The organism is Streptomyces sp. NBC_01808 (assembly GCF_035917395.1).
Taxonomy (GTDB): Bacteria; Actinomycetota; Actinomycetes; order Streptomycetales; family Streptomycetaceae; genus Streptomyces.
The window spans coordinates 8,127,592-8,152,450 of record NZ_CP109072.1 but is presented as its reverse complement, the minus strand read 5'-3'; the positions used below and the strand labels follow the sequence as shown (position 1 = coordinate 8,152,450).

The window sequence follows — 24,859 nt, the reverse complement described above, 5'->3', positions numbered from 1 at the left end:
CGCCTCGCCGGGCGGCCGGCCCCGCGGCCGGCCGCCCGGAGTCCGCTACCGGAAGGAGCTTCCGTGTCCCCGCGCCCCTTCAGAGCCGTCACCGCCGCCGCGGCGGTACTCGCCGCCCTCGCCGCCTTCGCGGCCCCCGGCTCGTCCGCGGCCGCCGAACCCGCCGCCGAGCCCGCCCCCGGACCGCCGGTGCTCGACGTCAACTTCCCCGACCCCGACATCGTCAAGGCCGGCGACACGTACCACGCCTACGCCACCAACGGCGCCGGCAAGAACATCCAGCACGCCACCTCCACCGACCTCGCCTCCTGGTCGCTGGACGGCGACGACGTACTGCCCCGGCTCGGCGACTGGGCCGTGCCGGAGCGGGGTCTGGTCTGGGCCCCCGAAGTCTTCGACAACGGCGCCGGGTTCACCATGCACTACACCGCGCGCGACCGCGCCAGCGACAAGCAGTGCATCGGCGTCGCCCTGGCCGCCACCCCCGAGGGTCCCTTCGAGCCCGCCGGCCGCGGCCCGCTGGTCTGCCCCGAACGCCAGGGCGGCGCCATCGACGCCTCCAGCTACACCGAGGGCGGCCAGCGCTACATGCTCTGGAAGAACGACGGCAACTGCTGCAGCACGGACACCTGGCTGTACGTCCAGCCCATGAACGACGACGGCACCGCCGTCAAGGGCAAGCCCACGCCGCTCATCCGCCAGGACCGCGCCTGGGAGGGCAACGTCATCGAGGCGCCGACGCTCCTCAAGCGCGACGGCAAGTACGTGCTGCTGTACTCCGCCTCCTTCTACGACGGCAACCGCTACAAGACGGGCTATGCCGTCGCCGACCGCCTCACCGGCCCGTACACCAAGGTGGCCGACCCGCTGCTGAGCACCGACACCTTCGGCGGCGCCGTCCGCGGCCCCGGCGGCCAGGACGTCGTCACCGGCCCGGACGGGCGCGACCGGATCCTCTTCCACGGCTGGAGCGCGGACCGCTCGCGGCGCGCGATGTACGCGACCGGCATCGGCTGGGCGGGCGGCCGTCCCGTGGTGGAGGGCAGCAAGGTCCTGTACCAGGCGGAGAACGCCGTCGTGAACAACGCGCGGATCCGCGACTCCGCCGGCGCGCACGACGGCGGCGCCGTCGGGCACATCGACTACGCCAGCAGCTACGTGGAGTTCTCCGTCTTCGCCCCCGCCGCGGGCCACCGCACCCTCTCCGTCCGCTACGCCAACGGCTCCCTGGCCGACTCCGCCCCCGTGACGTCGTCGCACCTGCTGACGGTCGGCGGCAAGGCGGCCGGGAGGGTGGACTACCCGTTCACCGGCTGGGAGAAGTGGGCCACGGTGGACCAGCGGGTGCGGCTCGACGCGGGCTGGAACACGGTCCGCCTCGGCCGCGGCACGTACTACGCCGAGCTCGACAGCATCGAGATCACCTGAGTCACGGCGCCGGCCGCCCATGACCGACACTGGTCCGATGGAAGATCAGGTGCGCACGGTCATGACGCTGGTCGACGACGTGCTGGGCCCCGAGGTCGCCGGCGCCTACCTGCACGGCTCCGCCGTCCTCGGCGGGCTGCGCCCCGCCAGCGACGTGGACGTCCTCGTCGTCGCCCGCCGCTCGCTGACCGACGGCGAGCGGCGGGCGCTCCTCGACGGACTGCTGCGGGTGTCCGGCTTCACCGGGGGGCTGCGCCCGGTGGAGCTGACGGTGGTCGTGGAGTCCGAGGTCCGGCCGTGGCGCTACCCGCCGACCGGCGACTTCCTGTACGGGGAGTGGCTGCGCGAGGAGTTCGAGACGGGCGGGCCGCCGCGGCCGGAGCCCATGCCGGACCTGGCGATCGTGCTCACGATGACGCTGGCCGGCGACCACGCGCTCGCGGGACCGCCGCCCGCGCGGGTGCTGGATCCGGTGCCGTACGAGGACGTGGCCCGCGCCGCGACGGCCGGCATCCCGGAGCTGCTGGCCGAGGCGGACGACGACACCCGCAACGTGCTGCTCACCCTGGCGCGGATCTGGAGCACGCTGGCCACCGGGGAGATCCGCCCCAAGGACGCCGCCGCCGCGTGGGCGCTGGACCGGCTGTCGCCGGAGCACCGGCCGGTGCTGGAGCACGCGCGGGAGCTGTACCTCGGCAGCCGGTACGCGGAGGAGAGCTGGAGCGAGGAGCTGAGGGCGGCGGTGCGTCCGCACACGGAGTACGTGGTCGCCGAGATCGGGAAGCTGTCCGGCACCTGACCGCCCGCGGACGCTCAGCTCCGGCGACTGCTGCCCGGGGTGGTGCCGTAGGCGCGGCGGTAGACGTCGATGAAGGCGCTCGCCGAGGACCAGCCGCAGCGGTGCGCGACCGTCGTCACCGGTACGTCGTCGGCGAGCAGCCGCAGCGCGTGGTAGAGGCGCACCTGCGTGCGCCATTGCGGGAACGTCATCCCCGTCTCGCGGCGGAAGAGGCGGCTGAGGGTCCGCTCCCCCGCGCCCGCGGCCCGGCCCAGGACGGCCAGCGTGCGCTGGTCGGCTGGGTCGGCGTAGAGCGCGTCGCAGACGGCGGCGAGCCGCGAGTCCGCGGGTGCGGGCAGCGGCACCGGCCGCCCCGAGGCGCCGGCTGCGGCGGCGGCGCGCAGTTGGTCCAGCAGGACGGTGTGCAGCCGCTGCCGCTCGGGGGTCTCGTCGTGCGGTGCGCGGGTGCAGGCGAGAATCAGCTCGCGCAGCAGCGGGCTGACGGCCAGGACGCCGGGCGCGCCGAGCCCGAGGGGGTCGGTGGCGGCGGGCACGCCGATGAGGTGCAGGTCGAGGTGGCCGTACGCGCGGTGGGCGTGGACGCAGCCCGCGGGCACCCACAGCGCCCGGGTGCCGGGCGCGAACCAGGTGCCCGCGTCGGTGGTGACGGCGAGCACGCCGGCGCCGGCGTAGACGAGTTGGTGGTCGTCGTGCCGGTGCGCGTCGATGCGCGCGCCCGCGGCCAGCGTCGTGGCCCGGGTGGGCGCCTCGGGGGTGTGGCGGATATCCGGCATCGATTGGCACTTTATCGGAAGTTCGCCAGGGGTGACTCGGTGACGATCGGGGGATGCCCGAGCCTCGCGCCGCCCGCTTCCGGCCGCTGACCCTGCTGTCCGTGGGGCACGCCTGCGTCGATGTGTACCAGGGGGCGGTGGCGGCGCTGGTGCCGTTCTTCGTCGCCGAGCGGGCGTACTCGTACGCCGCGGCCTCCGGTGTGGTGCTTGCGGCGTCGCTGCTGTCGTCGGTGGTGCAGCCGCTGTTCGGGGTGCTGACCGACCGGCGGCCGCTGCCGTGGCTGCTGCCGGTGAGCACGCTGGCGGCCGGTGCGGGGGTGGCGCTGGCCGGGGTCTCCGGCTCGTACGCCGTGACGCTCGCGGTCGTCGCGCTGTCGGGCATCGGGGTGGCCGCGTACCACCCGGAGGCCGCGCGGGTGGCGCGGCGGGCGAGCGCAGGCAGTCACACGGCGATGGGCTGGTTCTCCCTCGGCGGCAACCTCGGGTTCGCCACCGCTCCCCCGCTGGTGGCCGCCGTCGCCGCGGCCGGCGGGCTGCGGGCCTCGCCGCTGCTGGTGCTGCCTGCGCTGGCGGGGGCGGCGCTGTGCGCGGCGGCGCTGCGTGGGCTGCGGCCGTACGCGCCGGAGCAGCCGGCGGACGGCGCGGGCCCGGCGGGCGTACCCGGGGGCCGGGACGACTGGGCCTCGTTCGCGCGGCTGACCGGGGCGGTGGTGTGCCGGTCGGTGGTGTTCGTGGGGCTGAGCGCGTTCGTCTCGCTGTACGTACCCGGGCGCACGGCGGGCGGTACGGCGGCGGGCACGGCGGCGCTGTTCGTGCTCTATCTGGGCGGCGCGGTGGGCACGGTGGCGGGCGGGCGGCTGGCCTCGCGGTTCGGGCGGCTGCCGGTGGTGCGGTGGTCGTACGCGCTGTCCTGCCCCGCGGTCGCCGGGGTGGTGTTCGTGCCGGGGCCCGCGGTCTACGTCTTCGTGGCCCTCACCTCCGCCGGGCTGTACGTGCCCTTCTCCCTGCACATCACGCTCGGCCAGGACTACCTGCCCCGGCACGTCGGCACCGCGGGCGGCGTCACGCTGGGTCTCGCCGTGAGCGCGGGCGGGCTGGCGAGCCCGGTCATCGGCGTACTCGCGGACGCGACGTCGCTGACCGCGGCGCTCAGCCCGCTGATCGCCCTGCCGGCGGTGGGGCTGCTGCTCCTGGGGCCGCTGCGCGAGCCGGGGGCACCGCGCTGAACTGCCGCCGTCCGCCGGGCAGTCGGGCGGTGCGCGTACGTCCGGAGCGGCGGCCGGGCGACTGACACGGGCCGGACCGCTCCCCCGGCCCGCGGCAGTTAGGTTAGCCTAACCTTCATGTTGATACGCGACAGCCGTTTCCGGCCACGCCCCGACGTCGCCCACCCCACCCGCCGCGGCCTGCTCGCCGCCGGCGGGGCGCTCGGCCTCGGCGCCGTACTCGCCGCCTGCGGCGGCGACTCCGGCTCCGGCGGATCGGACTCCGGTGGCGCGGGCGGCACTTGGCGCTTCAAGGACGACCGCGGGGAGGTCGCGAAGGCCGACCGCACCCCCGAGCGCATCGTCGGCTACGTCGCGTCGGCCGCCGCGCTGCACGACTTCGGCATCGAGTGCACCGGCGTCTTCGGCCCCACCACGACGCCCGACGGAGAGCGCGACCTCCAGGCCGGCGGCCTCGACGTGGGCGGACTGACCGTCCTCGGCAACACCTACGGCCAGTTCAGCGTCGAGAAGTACGCCTCGCTCCAGCCTGAGCTGCTGGTCACCAACATGCAGGAGCCGCCGGTGCTCTGGTACGTGCCGGAGGAGAGCACCGAGGAGATCACCTCCCTCGCCCCCGCCGTCGGCATCCGCACCTCCGGCACCTCCCTCAAGACCGCCATCGAGCGCTACGCGGAGCTGGCCGCGGCGCTCGGCGCCGACCTGGAGGCCGAGAAGGTCGTACGCGCCAAGTCCCGCTTCGAGCAGGCGTCGCAGACGCTGGCCAAGACCGCCGAGGACCGACGCGGTCTCAAGGTCCTCGCCGTCTCCGGCAGCGCCGAGATGCTCTACGCCGCCGTCGCCCGGGACTTCGGCGACCTGCGCTACTACGAGCAGCTCGGCGTCGAGTTCGTCACCCTGGACAACCCCGGCGAGCGCGGCTTCTGGGAGGAGTCGAGCTGGGAGACCGCCGACCGGTACCGCGCCGACGTCGTCATGGTCGACCGGCGCACCGGCAACCTCCAGCCGGACCAGCTCGCGGAGTCCAAACCGACCTGGCGCCGGCTGCCCGCCGTCGCCGCCGGGCAGGTGATCCCGTGGCAGAGCGAGGCGCACCACAGCTACGCCGGCCACGCGCCGCTCATGGAGGCGCTGGCCGACGCCCTGCGCGACGCGAAGCAGGTGGTCCGGTGAGCACCGCGACCGTCGCCCCGTTCCGCTTCTTCGACATCGTCGTGGCCGGCGTCGAGCGCCTGTCGCCGACCATGATCCGGGTCGCGTTCGCAGGACCGGCACTGGCCTCGATGGAGTCCGCGGGCCGCGACCAGCGCATCAAGCTGTTCTTCCCGCACCCCGGCCAGGACGCGCCGGTCATGCCGGACGACGACGGCAGCAACTGGTACCCGGCCTGGCAGGCGCTCGACCCGGCGGTGCGCGGCATCATGCGCACGTACACGACGCGCGGCCTCACCCGCGACCCCGACCGGCTCGTGGTCGACTTCGCCGTGCACGGCGAGACCGGCCCGGGATCCCGCTGGGCGCTGCACGCCGCCCCAGGCGACCGGCTCAGCGTGCTGGCCCCCATCGTCGCGGAGAACGTGGCGTACGACTTCCGCCCGCCGGCCGGCACCGACTGGCTGCTGGTCACCGCCGACGAGACCGCGCTGCCCGCCGTCGCCGGCATCTTCGCGGCGCTGCCCGCGGACCTGCCCGTACGCGCCTGGATCGAGGTCGCCGACGCCGGCGACCGCCTGGAGCCGGCGACCGCGGCGGACGCGGAGGTCACCTGGCTCGTACGCGGCGAGGACGCGCCGGTGGAGGAGGCCGTACGGGCCGCGGAGCTGCCCGGGGGCGCGCCGTACGCCTGGGTCGCCGGGGAGTCGGCGACGGTCAGGGCGGTGCGCCGCCATCTGGTGCGCGAACGGGGCTTCGACCGCCGGGCGGTGACGTTCTCCGGCTACTGGCGCCGCGGCACCACCGAGGACCAGTTGCTGGCCGCGGCGGAGTCCGCCTGACGGCGGCGGGCCGCCGGGGCGTAATCGGGTGGCGGCGCGCGGGGCGCTGAGGAAGGGTGCGTCCATGACCTCCGTGGTGCTGAACATCGCGATCGACTGTGCCGACGCCTACGGGCTGTCGCTCTTCTGGAGCAGGGTTACCGGCAGCCCGGTCCATCCGGAGGACGGACCGGGCGCGCCGGAGACGCAGGTGCTCCTGCCCGAGGGGCCGGTGCTGCACTTCAACCAGGTGCCGGAGCGGAAGAGCGGCAAGAACCGGATCCATCTGTGCCTGCGCCCGGAGACCGGGCGCGAGGAGGAGGTCGAGCGGCTGCTCGGCCTCGGCGCGTCCTTCGTCGCCGACCACCGCAACCCGGACGGCACCGGGTGGGCCGTCCTCGCCGACCCCGAGGGCAACGAGTTCTGCGTGCTGCGCAGCGCCGCCGAGCGCGCGGCGACGCAGCCCTGATCCGCCGCCGTACGCCTCAGCCGTCGGCGTCCTCCGCGCCGATCGGGCGCAGCTGCCGCAGCAGCACGGCGGCCAGCACCGCGAGGCCCGCGCAGACCAGGGCGGCGGCCACGGCGACGGCGGTCATCCCGGAGCCGAAGGCGGCGTGGGCGGCGTCGAGCAGTTCGCCGCGGAGGCGCTCCGGCAGCGCCGCGGCCGCCGCGTCGGCGTCGGCGAGGGACTCCCCCGCCCGCTCCGGCGCCCCCGCGGGGCCGTCGAACCCGGCGGTGTAGACGGCGGCGCCGAGGCTGCCGAAGACGGCGATGCCCAGCGAGACGCCCATCTCGCCGCTGCTCTCCGCGGTGGCCGAGGCGGAGCCGGCCTTCTCCGGGGGCGCGCTGCCCACGATGAGGTTCAGCCCCAGCGCGCCGACCGGCGCGGCGCCGAGGAAGCCCAGCGTGAACCCGATCACCAGCGGTACGAGGTCGTCGCTGACGGCCGCGTACAGGAACCCGGCCGCGGAGACCGCCAGGCCCGCGCCGACCACGACCGCCGGCCGCACCGTCCGCGCCACCACCGGCGCCAGCAGGGAGCCCGCGACCAGCGCCAGCGCCGGCGGCGCCATCCAGAAGCCGGCCTTCAGCGGCGAGAAGCCCTCGATCATCTGCAGGTGCTGGCTGAAGAAGAAGTAGCTGCCGCCCTGCACGAGCATCGTGAACAGCAGCACCACCAGCGCCGCGGAGAACGACCGGTTGCGGAACAGCCGCAGGTCGAGCAGCGGTTCGGCCAGCCGGAGCTGGCGGCGGGCGAAGGCGGAGCCGAAGGCGAGCCCGGCGGCGATGGCCAGGGCCGCCCGTGCGTCCGGGTCGTCGGCCAGCTCCTTCAGCCCGTACACGAGCGGGATGACCGTCAGCAGCGACAGCCCGACGCTCGCCGGGTCGAGCCGCCCGCCGCCCTCGCCGCCCTCGCCGCCGGACTCCGGCAGCAGCGGCCTGGCCGTGAGCACCAGCAGCAGCGCCACCGGCAGGCCGAGCAGGAAGACCGAGCCCCACCAGAAATTCTCCAGCATCACCCCGCCGACCACCGGGCCGAGCGCCGCGCCGCCCATGAAGCAGGCGGTGAACACGCCGATGGCCAGGGCACGCTGGCGCGCGTCGGTGAACATGGTGCCGACCAGGGCCAGCGCCGAGGGCGCGAGCGCGGAGGCCGAGATGCCGAGCAGGATGCGGGCGGCGATGAGCATCTCCGCGCTCACGGCGTACGCGGCGAGCACCGACGCGGCGCCGAAGGCCGCCGCGCCGATGGTGAGCAGCCGGCGGCGGCCGATCCGGTCGCCGAGGGTGCCCATGGTGAGGAGGAAGCCGGCCATCATGAACCCGTAGACGTCCATGATCCACAGGACTTGGGTGGGGGACGGCTCCAGATCCGCGGTCAGATGCGGCAGCGCGAGGTAGAGCACGCTGTTGTCGACCGAGGCGAGCAGCATGGGCAGGGCGAGGACGCTCAGGCCGAGCCATGCCCGGGGCCCGGCCTTCGTGGCGGTGGTCGTGGTCATGGGTTCACGGTCGCCGCGCGGTGTTCGGGTTTGCTTATGGTGGTGTCATGCGCTTCGGAGTGCTCGGTCCCGTGCGGGTCTGGACCGACGGCGGACGGCCGGTGAGGGTCCCGGAGCTGAAGGTACGCGTGCTGCTGGCCGCGCTGCTCGCCCGCGAGGGGCGGCCGGTGCCGCCGTGGCGGCTGGTCGACGACCTGTGGGACGCCCATCCGCCGGGGAAGCCGACGGGCGCGCTCAGGGCGAAGGTCTCCCAGTTGCGCCGGGCGCTGGGGGACGCCGAGCCGGGCGGGCGGGAGCTGGTCGCCTCGGGCGCCGCGGGGTACGTGCTGGAGGCCGCCACCGACGCCGGGGACTTCGCGAAGCTTGTCCGGCGGGCCCGTACGGCGCCGGGTCCCGCGCGCGCCGCCGACCTGCTCACCGAGGCGCTGGCGCTGTGGCGCGGGCCGGCCTTCAGCCCGTACGAGGACGCGCCCTTCGCCCGCGCCACCGCCGCGCGGCTGGAGGAGCAGCGGCTGACCGCGCTGGAGGAGCTGGCGCAGGCCCGGCTGGAGCTGGGCGAACACGGGCCGCTGGTGGCCGAGTTGACGGACCTGGTGGGCGCCCATCCGGTGCGCGAGCGGCTGACCGGGCTGCTGATGCGGGCGCTGTACGGATCCGGCCGGCAGAGCGAGGCGCTGGCCGCCTACCGTGCGCTGCGGGTGCGGCTGCGCGAGGAGGCGGGGCTCGACCCGGGGCCGGAGCTGGCCGGGTTGCAGCAGCGGATCCTGGCGGGCGACGAGGCGCTGGCCGCCGCGCGGCCCGCGGCGCCGCGGCTGCGCCCGCCGCGGCTGCCGGCGCCGCTGACGCCGCTTGTCGGCCGGGCGGCGGAGATTGCGGAACTCGGGCCGCTGCTCGGCGGGGAGCGGCTGGTGACGCTCACCGGACCCGGCGGCGTGGGCAAGACCCGGCTGGCGCTGGCCCTGCTGGGCGAGCGCCCCGAGCCGGGCTACGTCGCGGAACTGGCGGGGGCCGGCGGCGGGAGCGTCGCCGACGTGGTGGCGACGGCGTTCGGCGTGCCCGACGAGGACCGGATCGCCGCGGCGCTGGGCGACGCCCCCGCGGTGCTGCTGCTCGACAATGCGGAGCACGTCGTCGAGCAGGCCGCCAAGCTCGCCGACCGGCTGCTGCGCGCGGCGCCCGGGCTGCGGGTGCTGGCCACCGGCCGGGAGCCGCTGGGCATCGCTGGCGAGGTGGTGCGGACGGTGGCGCCGCTGGCCGAGGCGGACGCGGTGCGGCTCTTCGCCGACCGCGCCGCCGCATCCGCGCCGGGCTTCGCGCTCGGCGCCGGGAACGCGGCGGAGGTCGCCGAGGTGTGCCGCCGGCTCGACGGCATCCCGCTGGCGCTGGAGCTGGCCGCCTCCCGCGTCCGCGGTCTGGGCGTACGGGGCCTGGCCGCCGGGCTCGACGACCGCTTCCGGCTCCTGGACGACGGCCCGCGCGGCCTGCCGGAGCGGCAGCGCACGCTGCGGGCGGCCCTGGAGTGGAGCTGGCGGCTGCTGGACGACCGGGAGCGCGCGGCGCTGCGGCGGCTGGCGGTGCACGGCGCGGGCTGCACGCTGAGCGGGGCGATCTACGTCTGCGCGGACACCGGCGCGGGCCCGGACGGCGGGGTGTCCATCGAGGCCGGCGGCGAGCAGGCGCCGCCCGCGGGGCTGACCGCGGAGGAGGTGCCGGGGCTGCTGGCGCGGCTGGTCGACCGGTCGCTGGTCTCCCGGGACGGCGAGCGCTTCCGGCTGCTGGAGACCGTCGCGGCGTACGCCTGGGAGCGGCTGGAGGAAGCCGGCGAGACGGCGGAGGTGCTGCGGCGCCGCGACGACTACTACGTCCGGCTCGCGGAGTGCGCCGAGGCGGAGCGGGCGGGCCACGCGCGGCAGCGCTGGATCGGCCGGCTGGATGCGGAGATCGCCAACCTGCGCGAGGCCCTCGACGGCGCCACCCGCCGCCGCGAGACGGCCCTGGCCACCCGCATCAGCGGCTCGCTGGCCTGGTACGAGGCCGCCAGCGGCCGCCCGACGCCGCGCTGACGCGGGTCCCGGCACGCCCAGGACGTACGGCCTACGCCCCGGGCTCCCGGCTCACCGCCACCGCCGCCTTCAGGTCCGCCCAGAACTCCGGGCGCGCCGCGATGCGGTGGCCGAGGCGGTAGACCGTCGTACGGGACCGGCCGCGCACCCGCAGGTGCACGTCGGACGGGCCGGGGTGGGCCTGGAGCACGGCCTTGAGCCGGCCCACGGACTCGGGCGTGACCTGGGCCTCGGTGATGTCGAGGCGGACGGGGGCGCGTTCGCCCGCGGTACTGAGGTCGGGGACGGCGAGTTCCATGGCGACCAGCCGGGGCACGTCCTCGCGCTTGTCGAGCCGTCCCTTGACGAAGACGACGGCATCCTCGACGAGTTGGGTCGCCACGAGCTGGTAGGTGGCGGGGAAGAACATGCAGTCGATGGAGCCGCCGAGGTCCTCGACGGTGGCGATGGCCCAGGCGTTGCCCTGCTTGGTCATCTTGCGTTGCAGGCCGGAGATGATGCCGCCGATGGTGACGATGGCCCCGTCGGCGTGGTCACCCCCGTTGAGCGCGGCGATGGAGGCGTCGGCCTTGTCGTTCAGGACGTGCTCGATGCCGAAGAGCGGGTGGTCGGAGACGTAGAGGCCGAGCATCTCCCGCTCCTGGGCGAGCAGATAGGACTTCTCCCACTCCTCGTCCGTGAACTGCACGTCGAGCCCGAGGCCCGGCTCGTCCGCCGCGCCTGCCTCCCCCATGTCGCCGAAGAGGTCGAACTGCCCTTCCGCCTCCTTCCGCTTGACCTGGACGACGGCGTCGATCATCGGCTCGTACCGGGCGAGGAGACCTTTGCGGGTGTGTCCGAGAGCGTCGAAGGCACCCGCCTTGATCAGGGATTCGGTGGTGCGCTTGTTGCAGACGACCGGTTCGGACTTGTCGAGGTAGTCGGGAAAGGAGACATAGGGCCCTCTGGACTGCCGGCCGCGCACGATGGAGTCCACGACGTTCCTGCCGACGTTGCGGACGGCGGTGAGGCCGAAGACGATCGTGTCGTCGCCGCGGGGGGTGAAGTCGGCGTCGGACTCGTTGACGTCCGGCGGGAGCACCTTGATGCCCATCTTCCGGCACTCGTTGAGATAGACCGCGGACTTGTCCTTGTCGTCGCGTACGGACGTCAGCAGCGCGGCCATGTACTCGGCGGGATAGTTCGCCTTGAGATACGCCGTCCAGTACGACACGAGCGCATACGCCGCCGCATGCGCCTTGTTGTACGCGTAGCCGGCGAAGGGCACCAGGACGTCCCAGACCGCCTGCACCGCCTCGTCCGGATAGCCGCGCTGCCGGCAGCCGTCGCGGAAGGGGACGAACTCCTTGTCGAGCACTTCCTGCTTCTTCTTGCCCATCGCCCGGCGCAGCAGGTCCGCCTGGCCGAGCGAATAGCCGGCGAGCACCTGCGCGGCTTTCTGCACCTGCTCCTGGTAGACGACGAGCCCGTAGGTGATGTCGAGGACTTCCTTCAGCGGCTCGGCGAGCGCCGGGTGGATCGGGGTGATCTCCTGGCGGCCGTTCTTGCGCAGCGCGTAGTTGATGTGCGAGTTCATGCCCATGGGACCCGGCCGGTAGAGGGCGGTGACGGCGGTGATGTCCTCGAAGTGGTCGGGGCGCATCAGCCGGAGCAGCGAGCGCATCGCGCTGCCGTCGAACTGGAAGACGCCGAGGGTGTCGCCCCGGCCCAGCAGTTCGAAGGTCCTGGCGTCGCTCAGTGGCAGGGACAGCAGCTCGATGTCGGTCCCCTTGTTGGCGCGCACCATTTTCACGGCGTCGTCCATGATGGTGAGGTTGCGCAGGCCGAGGAAGTCCATCTTCAGCAGGCCGAGCGACTCACAGGTCGGGTAGTCCCACTGCGTGATCGTCACCTGGTCGCTGTGGCGCACCCAGACCGGGACGTGGTCGACGATCGGCTCGCTGGACATGATCACGCCGGCCGCATGCACGCCCATCTGCCGCACGAGCCCTTCGACTCCGCGCGCTGTGTCGATGACCTTCTTCACGTCGGGCTCGTTCTCGTACATCGACCGGACCTCGCCCGCCTCGGCGTGGCGGGGGTGCGCGGGGTCGGTGATGCCCGCGAGGTCGATGCCGTGGCCGCCGACGTCGGCGGGCATGGCCTTGGTGATGCGGTCGCCCATCGCGTACGGATACCCCAGCACCCGCGCGGAGTCCTTGATCGCGTTCTTCGCCTTGATCGTGCCGTACGTGCCGATCATCGCGACCTTGTCGGCACCGTACTTCTCCGTCACATAGCGGATCACCTCCGCCCGCCTGCGCTCGTCGAAGTCGATGTCCACATCCGGCATCGACACCCGCTCCGGATTCAGGAACCGCTCGAAGATCAGCCCGTGCTCGATCGGGTCCAGGTCCGTGATCCCCATCGCGTACGAGACGAGCGAACCCGCCGCCGAGCCGCGGCCGGGACCGACCGCGATCCCGTTGTTCTTCGCCCACATGATGAAGTCCGCGACCACCAGGAAGTATCCAGGGAACCCCATCTGGATGATGACGTCCATCTCGTACTCGGCCTGCTTGTGGTAGGTCTCGTCCCAGCCGTCCGGGTAGCGGCGGCGCATGCCGTTCCACACTTCCTCGCGGAACCAGGTGACCTCGCTGTAGCCGTCGGGCACCTCGAAGCGGGGCATCAGGTCGCGCTTCTCGAACCACCCCGCGGTGTCGATCTGCTCCGCCACCAGCAGCGTGTTCGCACACCCCTCCTGCCAGGCGTCCGAGGAATCGACCGCATACATCTCCTCGGTCGACTTCAGGTAATAACCCGTCCCGTCGAACCTGAACCGGTCGGGATCAGAAAGATTCTTCCCCGTCTGAATACACAACAACGCATCATGCGCCCCCGCCTCCTGCGCATACGTGTAATGCGAATCATTCGTCACCAGCGGCGGAATACCCAGCTTCCGCCCGATCTCCAGCAGCCCGTCCCGCACCCGCCGCTCGATCCCCATCCCGTGATCCATCAACTCCAGGAAATACCGCTGCTTCCCGAACACCTCCTGATACCACGCCGCCGCCGCCAGCGCCTCGTCGAACTGCCCAAGACGCAACCGCGTCTGCACCTCACCCGAAGGACACCCCGTAGAAGCGATCAACCCCTCCGCATGCTCCGCGATCACCTCCTTGTCCATCCGCGGCCACTTCTGCAGCCACCCCTCCTTGTACGCATCCGACGACAACCGGAACAAATTATGCAAACCCGTACGAGAAGACGCCCAGATCGTCTTGTGCGTATACCCACCGGAACCCGACACGTCATCACGCTTCTGATGCGGCTGCCCCCACTGCACCTTCCGCTTGTTCCGCCGCGACTCCGGCGCCACATACGCCTCGATACCGATGATCGGCGTCACCCCCGCCGCCGACGCCTGCGCAAAGAAGTCATACGCACCATGAAGATTCCCATGATCCGTCATCGCGATATGCGACATCCCCATCTCACGACACGCCGCGAACATATCCTTCAACCGCGCCGCCCCATCCAGCAGCGAATACTGCGTGTGCACATGCAGATGCGTAAAAGGCGGCTTGGCCACGACGGCTCCTCACACAACGGGGCGTTGTCAGGAGCGCCATCAAAGCCCCGGGTCGCGGACCGTTTCAAACAACAAACACGCCCCGCTGGACAACCCGGGGTTGTACCGGAGTAGTTGCCTCAGCGCGGGAGCACGTGCCGGGCCGCGGGCGGGGCGCCGCACGGAAGCCGGCCGCCACTACCCCGTCCGGACCCATGACGGCGGGGCCGCCTCTGCGGGACAATGGACGTTCGTTCGCGTCGCGACCTGCTTCGACCGTGGCCTGTTCGGATCCGGCTACGCCCGGCGGGAACCACCGCCCGCGCACCGCCCGGTTGCGGGGGTTTTGCCCCGGCCGTACGACGGACGGGGCGCCGGACCGGTGCCGGACAGGCAACGATTCGGCCGCATCGGTCCCGGATGGGCCGATCCTTGCCTAGCCTCACGGGGTGGGGCCGGCCGCGGCGGGGGCCGTATCTCCGCGCCGTCCGAGGTGCAGGGCCGACCAGCGGCTGGAGTAGCGAGTAGCGCATGACCGACCGGAAGTTGCCGCATCACCGCACGCTCAACGCGCTGCCGTACGCCGTCATGGGCTGCGTCGCGGTCGTGGACGTCACCGCGGGGCCCGACATCGGGTTCCTCCCCCTGGTCTCCCTGGGGCCGGCCTTCGCCGGCCTGGTCGGCGGCTGGCAGCGCACGGTGTTCGTCGGCGGGATCGCGCTGGTGCTCTGCGTCCTGCTGGGCATCTCCGACGTGATGTTCGAGTCGCGGCGCGGCTACGTGGCCCTGCTGTCCGTCGTCGGCGTCACGGTCGCCGCCCTGCTCGCGGTGCGGATGCGGCATCGCCGCGAGGAGGAACTCGCGAGCGTGCGGTCGATCGCCGAAGTGGCGCAGCGCGTGCTGCTGCGCCCGGTACCCCGCAGCGCGGGGCGGCTGCGGGCGGCGGTCTCGTACACCTCGGCCGTGGCGGAGGCGCGGATCGGGGGCGATCTGTACGAGGTGGTGACCTCGCCGGCGGGCGTCCGGCTGATCGTCGGGGACGTCCAGGGCAAGGGTCTGGAGGCCGTGGAGACCGCGGCGGTGGTGCTCAGCGCCTTCCGCGAGGCGGCGTACGACGAACCGGACCTGACGGCCGTCGGGGAGCGGCTGGAGCGGGCGCTCGACCGGCAGCTCGACGGCGAGAAGTTCGTCACCGCCATCCTCGCCGAGGTGGGCTCCGGCCAGGAGGTGACGCTGCTCAACTTCGGGCACCCCGCGCCGCTGGCGGTGCGCCAGGACGGCGACGTGCGCTATCTCGCGCCGCCGCAGCGGGCTTTACCGCTGGGTCTCGGGGAGCACGGCGTCGCCCAGCCGCAGCCGCACACGGCGGGGTTCGCGCCCGGAGACCAACTGCTGTTCTACACCGACGGCGTCACCGAGGCCCGCGACCGCGCCGGGGCCTTCTACCCGCTGGAGCAGCGCGCCGGGCTGCTCAAGGACCCCGATCCGGAGGGGGCGCTGACCGCCCTGCGCCAGGACGTGATCGAGCACGTCCGGGCGCCGCTGCACGACGACGCGGCGATGCTGCTGCTGCGCTACCGGGACGGCTGACGGACCGTCAGCCGAGGCGGCGGGCGATCCGCAGCTCGGTGAGGTAGCGCTTGACGATCCGGCCGCCGTGCCGCCCGTCGATCAGGCCCGCGAGACAGGCCAGCAGCGCGTCCCTGGCCGGGGCGGGCAGCGCCCGGTGGCCGGAGTACGTGCGCAGCACGTCGAGGTACTCCGCGGTGGAGTACGGCAGCTCCCACTCGTACCGGTGGAAGACCGGCGCCGCGAAGCGCTCCTCGCCGCGGAGGTCGTCGCGGTCCTCGGGGACGGCGGCCGCGGGCCGCAGCCGCAGGCCCGGCGGCGTCGCCGGGTCGAACCGCTCGTAGCAGCCCTGTGCCGCGGCGAAGAACTCCTCGCTGCCGCCGGCCACATGGTGCGTGCGGACGGTGGCCAGCACCCCGCCGGGGCGCAGCGCGTCCGCCGACTTCGGCACCCGGACCGCGGGGTCGACCCAGGCGAACGCGGTGGCGGCGAGCACCACGTCGAACGGCTCGGGCGGCAGCGGCCACTCCTCGAACACCGCGTTCTCGACCCGCACCTCCGGGAACGCGGCGAGGTTGCGGCGCGCCACCCGCGCCATGCCCGCGCCCAGCTCCACCGCGGTCACCCGGCAGCCGCGCTCGGCGACCGGCACGGTCGCCTGCCCGGTGCCGCAGCCGATCTCCAGCACCCGGCAGCCGGGACCGAGGCCGCCGGGCGCGGCGGCGTCGAGGTCGCCGTACATCTCCCGGGGGTAGCGGGGACGGGCGCGGTCGTACAGCTCCGGCGCCTCGGTGAAGGTCGCCCGCAGGCGCTCGCGTTCGTCGTCTGTCACCGCCTCACCTTATGATCGGCTTCCTTGCCCGTGCATCGTCATTTCGCGGCAGCCGCCACCGAGAGGAACGCCCCCTTGATCCGACGCGAGAGCTACTGCGGCGGCCGGCTGGTGAAGGAGGTCGAGCAGGTGCGCGACGACCGCGCACCCTCGGGCTTAGCGGCGCCGGGCGGCGACGGGCCCGTGCTGTGGCTGCTGGACGGTGAGCGCGTGGAGCCCGCGGAGGCGGAGGCGTTCTGGGTGGTATGGACCTCGGTCCGGCGGCGGCATCCGCTGGGCGAGACGGCGCGGAGCTGGCCGGTGGTCACGATCGGGTGCGCCATCGTGCTGTGGCTGGTGACGATGGTGCTGACGCAGTTCGGGTGAGGGGCGTACGGGCCGGGTGCCGGGCGCGGCGGAGGCCGGGGGCGCCGGGCGCTCAGTCGTCCTCGTCGCCTTCTTCGTCCTCGCCGTGGCCGCCGTCGCTGCCGCCGTGGTCGCTCCGGGCGCCGTCGCCGAAGTGCTTCTCGCAGAAGCCGGCGACGGCCTTCTCGCCGCCGGCCTCGCGGACGAGCCGGTTCCAGGACTTGTTGTCGTTGACCGGGCCCTCGCCGTCGCGTTCGGCGAGGAACATCTCGCACTGCCGGTGCACCGAGTTGCCCGGCGCGCCCTGCTCCTCGCCCTGGCCCGAGCCGCCCTGGCCGGCGTCCTCGTCCTGCGTGCCGTCCGGCTCGGCGGTGCCGTCGGCGCCGCCGCCGGGCGCGGTGCCGGTGTCGGGCTCGTCGCGTCTGCCCTCGGGTCTGTCGTCCAACCGGCTGCCGCCCGCGGACGCGGCACCCTCGTTGGCGTAGTCGCCACCGGTGGGGTCCTGATCCGGGGTGGCCGTCGGCGAGACGGCGGGGCCCGTGGAGGGGCCGGGGGTGTCGGGCGGCGTGCGCAGGATCGCGCCTGCCCCGAGCGCCACGCCGCCGAGTACGCAGCCGGCCGCGGTGACCGCGGCGGCGGTGCGCAGGCGCCGCAGCCGCCGGGGCGTACGGCGTGCGGGGGCGGCACCCGCGGCGGACGGCGCGAGCCGCACCACCTGCTCGGCGGGCACCGGCCTCCGCGGCACGCCGACCTCGCAGCCGGGGCGGGAACCGTTGACGGCGCGGCCGTTCACCGCCCGGCCGTTGGCTGCCCGGCCGCCCGGCGCCCGGTCGCCGGCCGCCTCCTCACCGCGGGCCGGCTCCAGCGGGCCCGCGGCGCGGGCGGCGCGGAACGCGGCCAGCGCCGCCTGCTCCCCCGGCAGTTCGGTGTCGAGCGCCGGGCGGGCGGCGCGGGCCGCGGTGTCCAGCAGCGCCGCCAGCCGCTCGGCGGTGTCCCGGTCGGCGGGCGGCAGCGCGGGCCCGGCGTCCAACTGCTCGCCGGCGATCAGCCGCTCGGCGGCGCGCTGGTCGAGCCAGGTGTTCCGGTCGTCGTCGCCCATCACATACCCCTGAGCATCCACGTGGCCGTGCAGGTCGCGTCACCTGCCGGTGCGCCGGCCGGACAGGCGCCGACCGCGGCGTCGCCGAGCTGGTCCGCCAGCAGGCGCAGGCCGCGCAGGGTGGCGGAGCGGGCCGCGGCGGGGCTCGTGCCGAGCACGTAGGCGGCTCGCTCGGCGTCCAGCCCCACGATCGCCCGCAGCGCGACGGCCTCGGCTTCCGCGCGCGGCAGCCAGGCGATCAGGGCAAGGGTACGCCCGCCCTCCGGCCGCTCCGGGACCCCCTCGGTCCGCGGGCCGCCGCCGGGGTCCCGCGGACCGCGGCCGGGGCCGCCGGGGCGGTCGCGGAGGCGCGCGAGCGCGCGGGTGCGGGCGATGCGGGCGCACCAGGCGCGAAAGCTCAGGGCGTCGCCGTCGAACGCGCGCAGATCGCGGGCGATGTCCTGCCAGGCGCCCGCGGTGACCTCCTCCGCGTCGCCGTCGCCCGCGGCATCGCCGACGAGGGTGCCGACGTAGCGGACGAGGCAGGGGTGCAGGGATCTGTAGAGATGCACGAACGCGGTCTCGTCGCCGGCCTGTGCGGCGCGTATCGCCTCCGCGAGCGGTGCGTCAGCCTCTGCCATGCCGGGTCAGCCCGTCCGTGGCCCGCTGGCCGGGCGCATACAGAACGGATCCATTCGGTAAGCACCCCCCAGGTGCCGGTTGATCGGGAGGCCGACCACATGCCTTCGCTGTCCGCCCGCGCGGAAGAGCACGCTACGGCCCGCCGCGGGATCGCGTCCAGTCCGCGGACACCCGGCCACACCGCTTGGGACGTAAGGGAGTTCTTGCACCGAATGGGTCGTGTGCGGGGCCGTCGCCCGGATGGTCACTGATCTTCGTCCGATCGCCCGCGGCCGCTGCCGAGGCCGTCGAGGAGCTGGCGTACGAGGGTGGCGGCGAGGTCGTCGGCGAGCGGGGCGTGGCCGAAGAGCAGCCGGTGGTAGACGGGCGCGAAGAGCTGGTCGAGGGCCGCGGTGACGTCGGTGTCCGGCCGGAGTTCGCCGCGGGCCACGGCGTCGTGGAGCAGCCGGGCGCAGGCGGCGCGCCGCGGGCGCACCCACCGCTCGTCGAGCGCGGTACGGATGCCGGGGTCGGCCTGCGCGGCGGCGGCGAGGTCGGCCACCAGGGGCCCGGCGGCGGTCTCGCGGAAGATCCGGACGAGCGCGCCGGCCTCGGCGGCGAGGGCGTCGGCGAGGCTCGTGCCGGCGGCCGGCCCGGCGGGCGGGTCCCCGGTGACGTGCGCCAGGCTGTCGAGCATCACGTGCCCGCGCGTGGGCCACCACTTGTAGACCGTCGACTTGCTGACCCGCGCCCGGGCGGCGATCGCCTCCATGGTGACCGCCTGCACCCCGCCGGCCACCAGCAGTTCCGTGGCGGCGGCGAGCACCGCGGCCCTGGCCCGCTCGCTGCGCGGCCTGCCCCGCGGCGAGCGCGGCCCGCCCGTTTCGCCCATGCCCGCCTCCGGCGTCCGCCTTATACTGAACGCACCGTACGATAAAGGGAAGGAGCACGTGTGACCAGCGTCCCGGTCCGCAGGCTCAACGACGGTACGAAGCTCCCCGCCCTCGGCCTCGGCACGTACCCGATGGACGACGCGCAGGCCGAGCGGGCGGTCGCCACCGCCCTGGAGACCGGCTACCGGCTGGTCGACACCGCGCTCAACTACGGCAACGAGACGGGCACCGGCCGCGGCATCGCCCGCAGCGGCGTGCCCCGCCAGGACGTCGTGGTCACCACCAAGCTCCCCGGCCGCCACCACGGCTACGAGGAGACGCTCGCCTCCTTCGAGGAGTCCCGCATGCGACTGGGCGTGGGCTACGTCGACCTGTACCTGATCCACTGGCCGCTGCCGCGCGTGGACCTGTACACCGACTCCTGGCGCGCGATGATCAGGCTGCGCGAGGAGGACCTCGTACGCTCCATCGGCGTCTCCAACTTCACCGTCGCCCAACTGGACCGGCTGGAGCGGGAGACGGGCGTCCTGCCGGCGGTCAACCAGATCGAGCTGCACCCGCACTTCCCGCAGGAGGAACTGCGCTCGTACCACGCCGAGAAGGGCATCGTCACGGAGAGCTGGAGCCCGCTGGGCCGGGGCACCGACGTGCTGCGCGACGCGTCGATCGCGCGGGTGGCCGAGGCGCACGGCGTGACGCCCGCCCAGGCGGTGCTGCGCTGGCACACGCAGCTCGACGCCGTGCCCATCCCGAAGTCCGCGGATCCGGTGCGGCAGCGCGAGAACCTCGGCGTCTTCGGCTTCGAGCTGTCGGCCGCCGAGATGGCCGCGGTCGCCGGCCGGCCGCAGCGGCGCGTGGGCGGCGACCCGGACGAACACGAGGAGTTGTGACCCGCGGTCCGTCGGATACGGCACCGCGCAGCCGAGCAACCACAGAGGAGTCCGCAAGGTGAAAGCAGCAGTACTGGGAACGGGCGTGATGGGCGCGGGCATGGCGCGCTCGCTGCTCCGCGGCGGCGTCGAGGTGACGGTCTGGAACCGCACGCCGGAGCGCGCGCAGCCGCTCGCCGCCGACGGCGCGCGGGTCGCGCCGAGCGCGGCGGAGGCGGTGCGCGACGCCGACGCGGTACTGATCGCGCTGTACGACGCGGACGCCGTGCTCGCCGTCCTGGGCGACGCGCTGGCGGCGTCGCCCGAGGACACCGTGTGGGTGCAGACGGCCACCGTCGGCCCCGAGGGCACCCGCAGGGCCGCCGAGTTCGCCGCGCAGGCGGGGCGCACGCTGGTGGAGGCCATGCTGCTGGGCACCAGGAAGCCCGCGGAGACCGGCCGCCTGACGCTGCTGACGGCGGGCGACCCTGCCGTCTTCGCCCGGATCGAGCCGCTGACGGCGGCAATCGCGGCGAAGACGGTGTGGACCGGTCCCGAGGTCGGCGCGGGTACGGCGCTGAAGCTGGCGTGCAACGCCTGGATCGCCTCGATCACGGCTGCGGCCGCCCAGTCGCTCGTCCTGGCCGGCGCGCTCGGGCTGGACCCGAAGCTGTTCCTCGCGGCCATCGAGGGCTCGCCCGCGGACTGCGGGTACGCGCACGCGAAGGGCGAGGGGATGCTCGCGGGCTCGTACGAGCCGCAGTTCGCGCTCGACGCCGCGCTCAAGGACGTCGACCTGATCGACGGCGCGGCGCGCGGCGCGGGGGTCGACACGACGCTGCTGGCGGCGCTGCGCGGGCTGTACGGGCAGGCGTCGGCGGCGGGGCACGGCCGCGAGGACGTGGCCGCGGTGTACACGAGCTTCGGCGGGCCGGGCAGCGCGGGAAGCTGAGCGGCGCCCCGGGCGGAGCGGGCAGGGGCACCACGGGCGCGGGCGGCGGCGGTGCGGGCCTGGCCTGGCCGCCGTACGGGCCGGGCGGCGGCACGGCGCCGCTGCCCGCCCGGCGGCCGGGGGCCGGCCCCGTACCGCCGGGCGGGCGTGGCGGTGGCCGGGGCTCAGCCGCCGTAGACGGTGGCCTCCTTCGCGGTGGCCGCGATGCCGTCCTGGCCCTGGAAGAAGCGCCGCCCCCAGTCGGTCAGCGCGGCCGGGTCGAAGTTCCGCACCATGTCGAGGTATTCGACGCCGCCGCCGTTGCCGCTGTACGACCAGCCCAGATAGCCGAGGCCCAGCTCCCGGGTGAGGCGCATGACGGCGTCCTCGTCGGGGTTGCCGTCGGAGTGGTTGTGCCCGAACTCGCCGACGGCGATGGGCAGTCCCGCCGCGGTGAACGACGTCAGGTAGTCCTCGATCTCCGCGGCGGTGTCGTAGACGCCGTACATGTGGATCGAGAAGAGCGTGTCGCCCTGCGGGTCGGAGTCGGCGACGGCGCGCGCGTTGGTGCGCATGGTGTTCGTCCAGTCCTGGCCCCAGTTGGGGGCGTCGGCCATCAGGGTGTGCTGCAGTCCGGCGGCGCGCAGCTTGGCGATGGCGCCCCGGGTGTCGGCGGTCCAGCGTTCGTAGCCCTGGTTGCCGTGCGGCTCGTTGCCGAGGTTGACGATGACGTAGTCCTCCTCGCCGACGAGGGCGTCGCGGACGCTGATCCAGTAGTCGGCGGCGCGGTCGAGGGAGACGGCGGCGCCCTCCTCGCCGTAGCCGGTGGTGTCGTGGACCTCCAGCACGCAGATCAGCCGGTTCGCCTTGCACTGGGAGACAACGTTGTCGACGTCGGCGGTGTCGCTGCGCGGCCAGCGGTCGCCGGTGGCCAGGACCACGCGCACGCTGTTCGCGCCCAGTTGCTTGATCTCGCGCAGCGAGTCCAGCTCGCCGGTGTACCAGGCGTGCGGGTGGTTCACGCCGCGCAGCACGAAGTCGCTGCCGTTGCCCTCCAGCAGCCGGCCGCCCTCGGTGTGCAGTCCCACGGCCGCGGCGGCGGGCTCGGCCTGCGCGCCGGGGCCGAACCCGGCGACGGCGGCGGCCAGGCCGAGCAGGGCGGCGAGCAGGGCGCGTCCGGTACGGGTCCGGCCGCGCCGGCGGCGTCCGCGAGCGGTGGGGGGTGTGGTTCTCGGTGCGCTCATGTGCGGCTCCTCGCAAGTCGGTGACGCGGAATATGGGAGCGCTCCCATACATCCACTCGCGGCGGCGCGCGTCAAGGCCCGCGGCAGCGAGCGCCGTCCGCGGCCGTCCGCGTACGGACAGAACGCGCCGCGCGCTGTCAGTCGCGGCCGGTAGCGTTCCCGAAGAGATCCCCGGGCCGATCGAGGAGTCGACCATGGCGCAGCCGGAGCGCACCGCGGACGCCGGGCCGGGCGCGGAGCCCGCCGGACTCGTGATCGAGGGCTGCACCGCGCTGGTCCACGGTCCCGGCGGCGAGGTGGACTTCGCCGAGGACGCCGGGATCGTGATCAGGGACGGCGCCATCGCGGCGGTGACGACGGCGGCCCGGGCCGCGCGGGTGCCGGCGGCCGAGCGCATCGACGCCCGCGGCCAGGTCGCCATGCCGGGGCTGGTCAACTGTCATACGCACGCGCCGATGGTCTTCCTGCGCGGGTTCGCCGAGGACGTGCCGGTCGAGGAGTGGTTCAACGACTGGATCTGGCCGGTGGAGAGCAACCTCACCGACCGGGACGTCGAGTTGGGCGCGCTGCTGGCCTGCGCCGAGATGATCCGCGGCGGCGTGACGACGTTCGCCGACCACTACTTCGCCATGGACCGGGTCGCCGACGCCGTCACGGCCACCGGGCTGCGCGCGGTGCTGGGCCTGGCGTACTTCTCGTCCCAGGGCGCGGAAGGCCGCGAGCGGTCACTGGACTTCGCGCTGCGTCGCGCCGGCGGCGCGGACGGGCGGATCACCACGTGCCTGGCGCCGCACGCACCGTACACCGTGACGGACGACGACCTGGCGGCCACCGCCGGGCTCGCGCGGGAGCACGGGCTGCTGGTCCATCTGCACGCCGCGGAGAACCGGGAGCAGACCGATGCCAGCCTCGCCCGGCACGGCCGTACGCCGATCGAGGTGCTCCAGCGCTGCGGGCTCCTCGACACCGGCGTGCTGATCGCGCACGGCACGGGGCTCACGGACGCCGACATCGAGTTGCTGGGCCGGGCGCCGGCCGCCGGGGTGGCGACCGCGCCGCGCGGCTATCTGAAGTTCGGCTGGGACACCACGCCCGTGCGCGCGCTGCGGGCGGCCGGCGTGCCGGTGGGGCTGGCGACCGACGGGGCCGCGTCCAACAACACGCTCGACGTGTGGGAGAGCATGGCGCTCACCGCGCTGGTGCAGAAGTCGGCCGAGCGGGACGCCGGCTGGGCCACCGCGCGCCAGGTGCTGCACCACGCGACGACCCAGAGCGCGCGGGTCGTCGGCCTCGGCGACCGGGTGGGTTCGCTGGCGTCCGGCCGCCGGGCCGACGTGATCCTGGTCGATCTGACCGGGCCGCACACGCAGCCCGTGCACGACCTCGCCGCCACCCTGGTGCACAGCGCCCGCGCGGGCGACGTGCGCACGACGATCGTCGACGGCCGGATCCTCATGCGCGACCGGCGGCTGCTGACCGTCGACGTGCCGGAGGTCGCGGCCGAGCTCGCGCCGCGCCTCGCGGCGCTGACCGAGCGCGGCCACGGCCGCCGGATCCAGAGCTACGGCACGTAGGCCCGCCGGGCTACCGCGCGGGGTCGGGCGTGGTGACGCGGACGTAGTCCATGACGAGCTGCTGCGGGAAGGACGTGCTGCCGTCCGGGTCCCCGGGCCAGTAGCCGCCGACCGCGAGGTTGAGGATCAGGAAGAACGGCTTGTCGAACACCCACCGCTTGCCGCCGAGGTCGGCGGGCGTGCGCGTCTGGTAGACGGTGCCGTCCACGGACCAGGTGATCTCGTTCGGCGACCAGTCCACGGCGAAGGTGTGGAACCCGTCGGCGAACGCCTCGCCGCCCGGCAGCGAGTAGCCGGCCCCGATGCCGCCGGAGCCGGAGTAGTCGGGACCGTGCAAGGTGCCGTGGACGGTGCCCGGCTCGAAGCCGACGTTCTCCATCACGTCGATCTCGCCGCTGGCGGGCCAGCCGACCTGGCCGATGTCGTCGCCGAGCATCCAGAACGCCGGCCACATGCCCTGGCCGCGCGGCAGCTTCATCCGCGCCTCGACGTGGCCGTACGTGGTGGTGAACCGCCCGGAGGTGTTGAGCCGGGCGGAGGTGTACTCGCACCGGCCATACCAGCACTGGTAGTCGCCGGGGTTCTCCTTGCGCGCGGTGATGACCAGGTTGCCCTGGCCGTCGAGCGCGGCGTTGGCGTTGCCGGCGGTGTAGTACTGCCGCTCGTGGTTGTTGACGTTGTCGCCGGTCTCGATCAGCCACTTGCCGCCGTCGACGGCGGAACCCGCGGGTCCGTCGAAGTTGTCTTCGAAGGTCACAGCCTGGGCGCCGTCCGGTGCGGCGCCCGCAGAGCCGGGTGTCCAGCTCAGCCCGGCGCAGACGGCCGCGAGCAGCAGGACGGCGGGCGTACGGCGACGCCGTTTGCTCCGTGATGTCATGAAGGTGCGCCTCGATCCTCTGGTGGGGGGTTGCCGACCGGGGGAACGCCGCTGGTGCCGGGCGTCCCGACTGGTCAGCCGGGTATCGAGCTTGGTCCAGACCTGTTTCGGTGCGAAAGTGAACTCCTTCGCGCGGGCGCCGTCAATGGATCCGGCGGATCCCGCCGCGTTCACCTCCCGAAGCGAACGGGGCCCGAACCCACGCCCG

Annotated in this window: 21 protein-coding genes and 1 pseudogene; 13 read left to right on the top strand and 9 right to left on the bottom strand. The window is 74.1% G+C overall.

Annotation, left to right across the window (positions count from 1 at the left end):
• Positions 1 to 63 precede the first annotated feature (63 nt).
• Entirely contained in the window at positions 64 to 1,428 is a 1,365-nt protein-coding gene (locus OG946_RS35685) for a family 43 glycosylhydrolase (protein ID WP_326800070.1), read from the top strand.
• A 37-nt stretch (positions 1,429 to 1,465) separates the two neighbouring features.
• Positions 1,466 to 2,227: an aminoglycoside adenylyltransferase family protein gene (locus OG946_RS35680; RefSeq protein WP_326800069.1), complete on the top strand. Its 762-nt coding sequence runs from the start codon at positions 1,466 to 1,468 to the stop codon at positions 2,225 to 2,227.
• 14 nt (positions 2,228 to 2,241) lie between these two features.
• On the opposite strand, the gene OG946_RS35675 is transcribed toward OG946_RS35680, so the two are convergent.
• The gene (locus tag OG946_RS35675; protein WP_326800068.1) at positions 2,242 to 3,000 is read right to left on the bottom strand and encodes an AraC family transcriptional regulator; all 759 of its coding nucleotides are present in this window, start codon (positions 2,998 to 3,000) and stop codon (positions 2,242 to 2,244) included.
• Between the two features lie 53 nt (positions 3,001 to 3,053).
• Between OG946_RS35675 and OG946_RS35670 the strand changes: the two genes are divergently transcribed.
• From OG946_RS35670 to OG946_RS35655, 4 genes are all read left to right on the top strand, one after another.
• The gene (locus OG946_RS35670; protein ID WP_326800067.1) at positions 3,054 to 4,226 is read left to right on the top strand and encodes an MFS transporter; all 1,173 of its coding nucleotides are present in this window, start codon (positions 3,054 to 3,056) and stop codon (positions 4,224 to 4,226) included.
• Positions 4,227 to 4,343: 117 nt separating this feature from the next.
• Positions 4,344 to 5,399 (top strand): ABC transporter substrate-binding protein, encoded by a 1,056-nt coding sequence (locus tag OG946_RS35665; protein WP_326800066.1) that lies wholly within the window; start codon positions 4,344 to 4,346, stop codon positions 5,397 to 5,399.
• The gene (locus OG946_RS35660; protein ID WP_326800065.1) at positions 5,396 to 6,220 is read left to right on the top strand and encodes a siderophore-interacting protein; all 825 of its coding nucleotides are present in this window, start codon (positions 5,396 to 5,398) and stop codon (positions 6,218 to 6,220) included. Before OG946_RS35665 ends, OG946_RS35660 begins: the two co-directional genes overlap by 4 nt.
• Before the next feature lie 64 nt (positions 6,221 to 6,284).
• Positions 6,285 to 6,668, top strand: a complete 384-nt coding sequence (locus OG946_RS35655; RefSeq protein WP_326800064.1) for a VOC family protein — start codon at positions 6,285 to 6,287, stop codon at positions 6,666 to 6,668.
• A 16-nt stretch (positions 6,669 to 6,684) separates the two neighbouring features.
• On the opposite strand, the gene OG946_RS35650 is transcribed toward OG946_RS35655, so the two are convergent.
• Positions 6,685 to 8,202, bottom strand: a complete 1,518-nt coding sequence (locus OG946_RS35650; protein WP_326800063.1) for an MFS transporter — start codon at positions 8,200 to 8,202, stop codon at positions 6,685 to 6,687.
• Positions 8,203 to 8,249: 47 nt separating this feature from the next.
• On the opposite strand from OG946_RS35650, the gene OG946_RS35645 reads away from it, so the two are divergent.
• A complete protein-coding gene (locus OG946_RS35645) occupies positions 8,250 to 10,265 on the top strand; it encodes a BTAD domain-containing putative transcriptional regulator (protein WP_326800062.1) in 2,016 nt (671 codons plus the stop codon).
• Between the two features lie 31 nt (positions 10,266 to 10,296).
• On the opposite strand, the gene dnaE is transcribed toward OG946_RS35645, so the two are convergent.
• Positions 10,297 to 13,839: a DNA polymerase III subunit alpha gene (dnaE, locus tag OG946_RS35640; protein ID WP_326800061.1), complete on the bottom strand. Its 3,543-nt coding sequence runs from the start codon at positions 13,837 to 13,839 to the stop codon at positions 10,297 to 10,299.
• 510 nt (positions 13,840 to 14,349) lie between these two features.
• On the opposite strand from dnaE, the gene OG946_RS35635 reads away from it, so the two are divergent.
• The gene (locus OG946_RS35635) at positions 14,350 to 15,408 is read left to right on the top strand and encodes a PP2C family protein-serine/threonine phosphatase (protein WP_326800060.1); all 1,059 of its coding nucleotides are present in this window, start codon (positions 14,350 to 14,352) and stop codon (positions 15,406 to 15,408) included.
• A gap of 7 nt (positions 15,409 to 15,415) precedes the next feature.
• Here the strand turns inward: OG946_RS35635 and OG946_RS35630 are convergent, their stop codons facing one another.
• Complete coding sequence (locus OG946_RS35630; protein WP_326800059.1) at positions 15,416 to 16,219, bottom strand: class I SAM-dependent methyltransferase; 804 nt, start codon at positions 16,217 to 16,219, stop codon at positions 15,416 to 15,418.
• A 75-nt stretch (positions 16,220 to 16,294) separates the two neighbouring features.
• Between OG946_RS35630 and OG946_RS35625 the strand changes: the two genes are divergently transcribed.
• A complete protein-coding gene (locus OG946_RS35625) occupies positions 16,295 to 16,585 on the top strand; it encodes a hypothetical protein (protein ID WP_326800058.1) in 291 nt (96 codons plus the stop codon).
• A gap of 52 nt (positions 16,586 to 16,637) precedes the next feature.
• Here OG946_RS35625 and OG946_RS35620 read toward each other — a convergent pair whose 3' ends face one another.
• The 3 genes from OG946_RS35620 to OG946_RS35610 form a co-directional block, all read right to left on the bottom strand.
• A complete protein-coding gene (locus tag OG946_RS35620) occupies positions 16,638 to 17,663 on the bottom strand; it encodes a hypothetical protein (protein WP_326800057.1) in 1,026 nt (341 codons plus the stop codon).
• Complete coding sequence (locus OG946_RS35615) at positions 17,663 to 18,283, bottom strand: RNA polymerase sigma factor (protein ID WP_326800056.1); 621 nt, start codon at positions 18,281 to 18,283, stop codon at positions 17,663 to 17,665. The genes OG946_RS35620 and OG946_RS35615 overlap by 1 nt, the downstream gene beginning before the upstream one ends.
• Positions 18,284 to 18,528: 245 nt before the next feature.
• Positions 18,529 to 19,155 (bottom strand): TetR/AcrR family transcriptional regulator, encoded by a 627-nt coding sequence (locus OG946_RS35610; protein ID WP_326800055.1) that lies wholly within the window; start codon positions 19,153 to 19,155, stop codon positions 18,529 to 18,531.
• Positions 19,156 to 19,215: 60 nt separating this feature from the next.
• Here OG946_RS35610 and OG946_RS35605 point away from each other — a divergent pair, with 60 nt between their 5' ends.
• From OG946_RS35605 to OG946_RS35595, 3 genes and pseudogenes are all read left to right on the top strand, one after another.
• A complete protein-coding gene (locus tag OG946_RS35605; protein ID WP_326800054.1) occupies positions 19,216 to 20,046 on the top strand; it encodes an aldo/keto reductase in 831 nt (276 codons plus the stop codon).
• Between the two features lie 46 nt (positions 20,047 to 20,092).
• Positions 20,093 to 20,566: pseudogene (locus tag OG946_RS35600) on the top strand (NAD(P)-dependent oxidoreductase); the annotation flags it as partial.
• Positions 20,567 to 20,977, top strand: a complete 411-nt coding sequence (locus OG946_RS35595; RefSeq protein WP_326800471.1) for an NAD-binding protein — start codon at positions 20,567 to 20,569, stop codon at positions 20,975 to 20,977. It begins immediately after the preceding pseudogene.
• Positions 20,978 to 21,141: 164 nt separating this feature from the next.
• Here the strand turns inward: OG946_RS35595 and OG946_RS35590 are convergent, their stop codons facing one another.
• Entirely contained in the window at positions 21,142 to 22,200 is a 1,059-nt protein-coding gene (locus OG946_RS35590) for a glycoside hydrolase family 5 protein (protein ID WP_326800053.1), read from the bottom strand.
• A gap of 194 nt (positions 22,201 to 22,394) precedes the next feature.
• On the opposite strand from OG946_RS35590, the gene OG946_RS35585 reads away from it, so the two are divergent.
• Entirely contained in the window at positions 22,395 to 23,774 is a 1,380-nt protein-coding gene (locus tag OG946_RS35585; protein WP_326800052.1) for an amidohydrolase, read from the top strand.
• A 10-nt stretch (positions 23,775 to 23,784) separates the two neighbouring features.
• Here the strand turns inward: OG946_RS35585 and OG946_RS35580 are convergent, their stop codons facing one another.
• Positions 23,785 to 24,651: a glycoside hydrolase family 16 protein gene (locus OG946_RS35580; RefSeq protein WP_326800051.1), complete on the bottom strand. Its 867-nt coding sequence runs from the start codon at positions 24,649 to 24,651 to the stop codon at positions 23,785 to 23,787.
• Positions 24,652 to 24,859 lie beyond the last annotated feature (208 nt).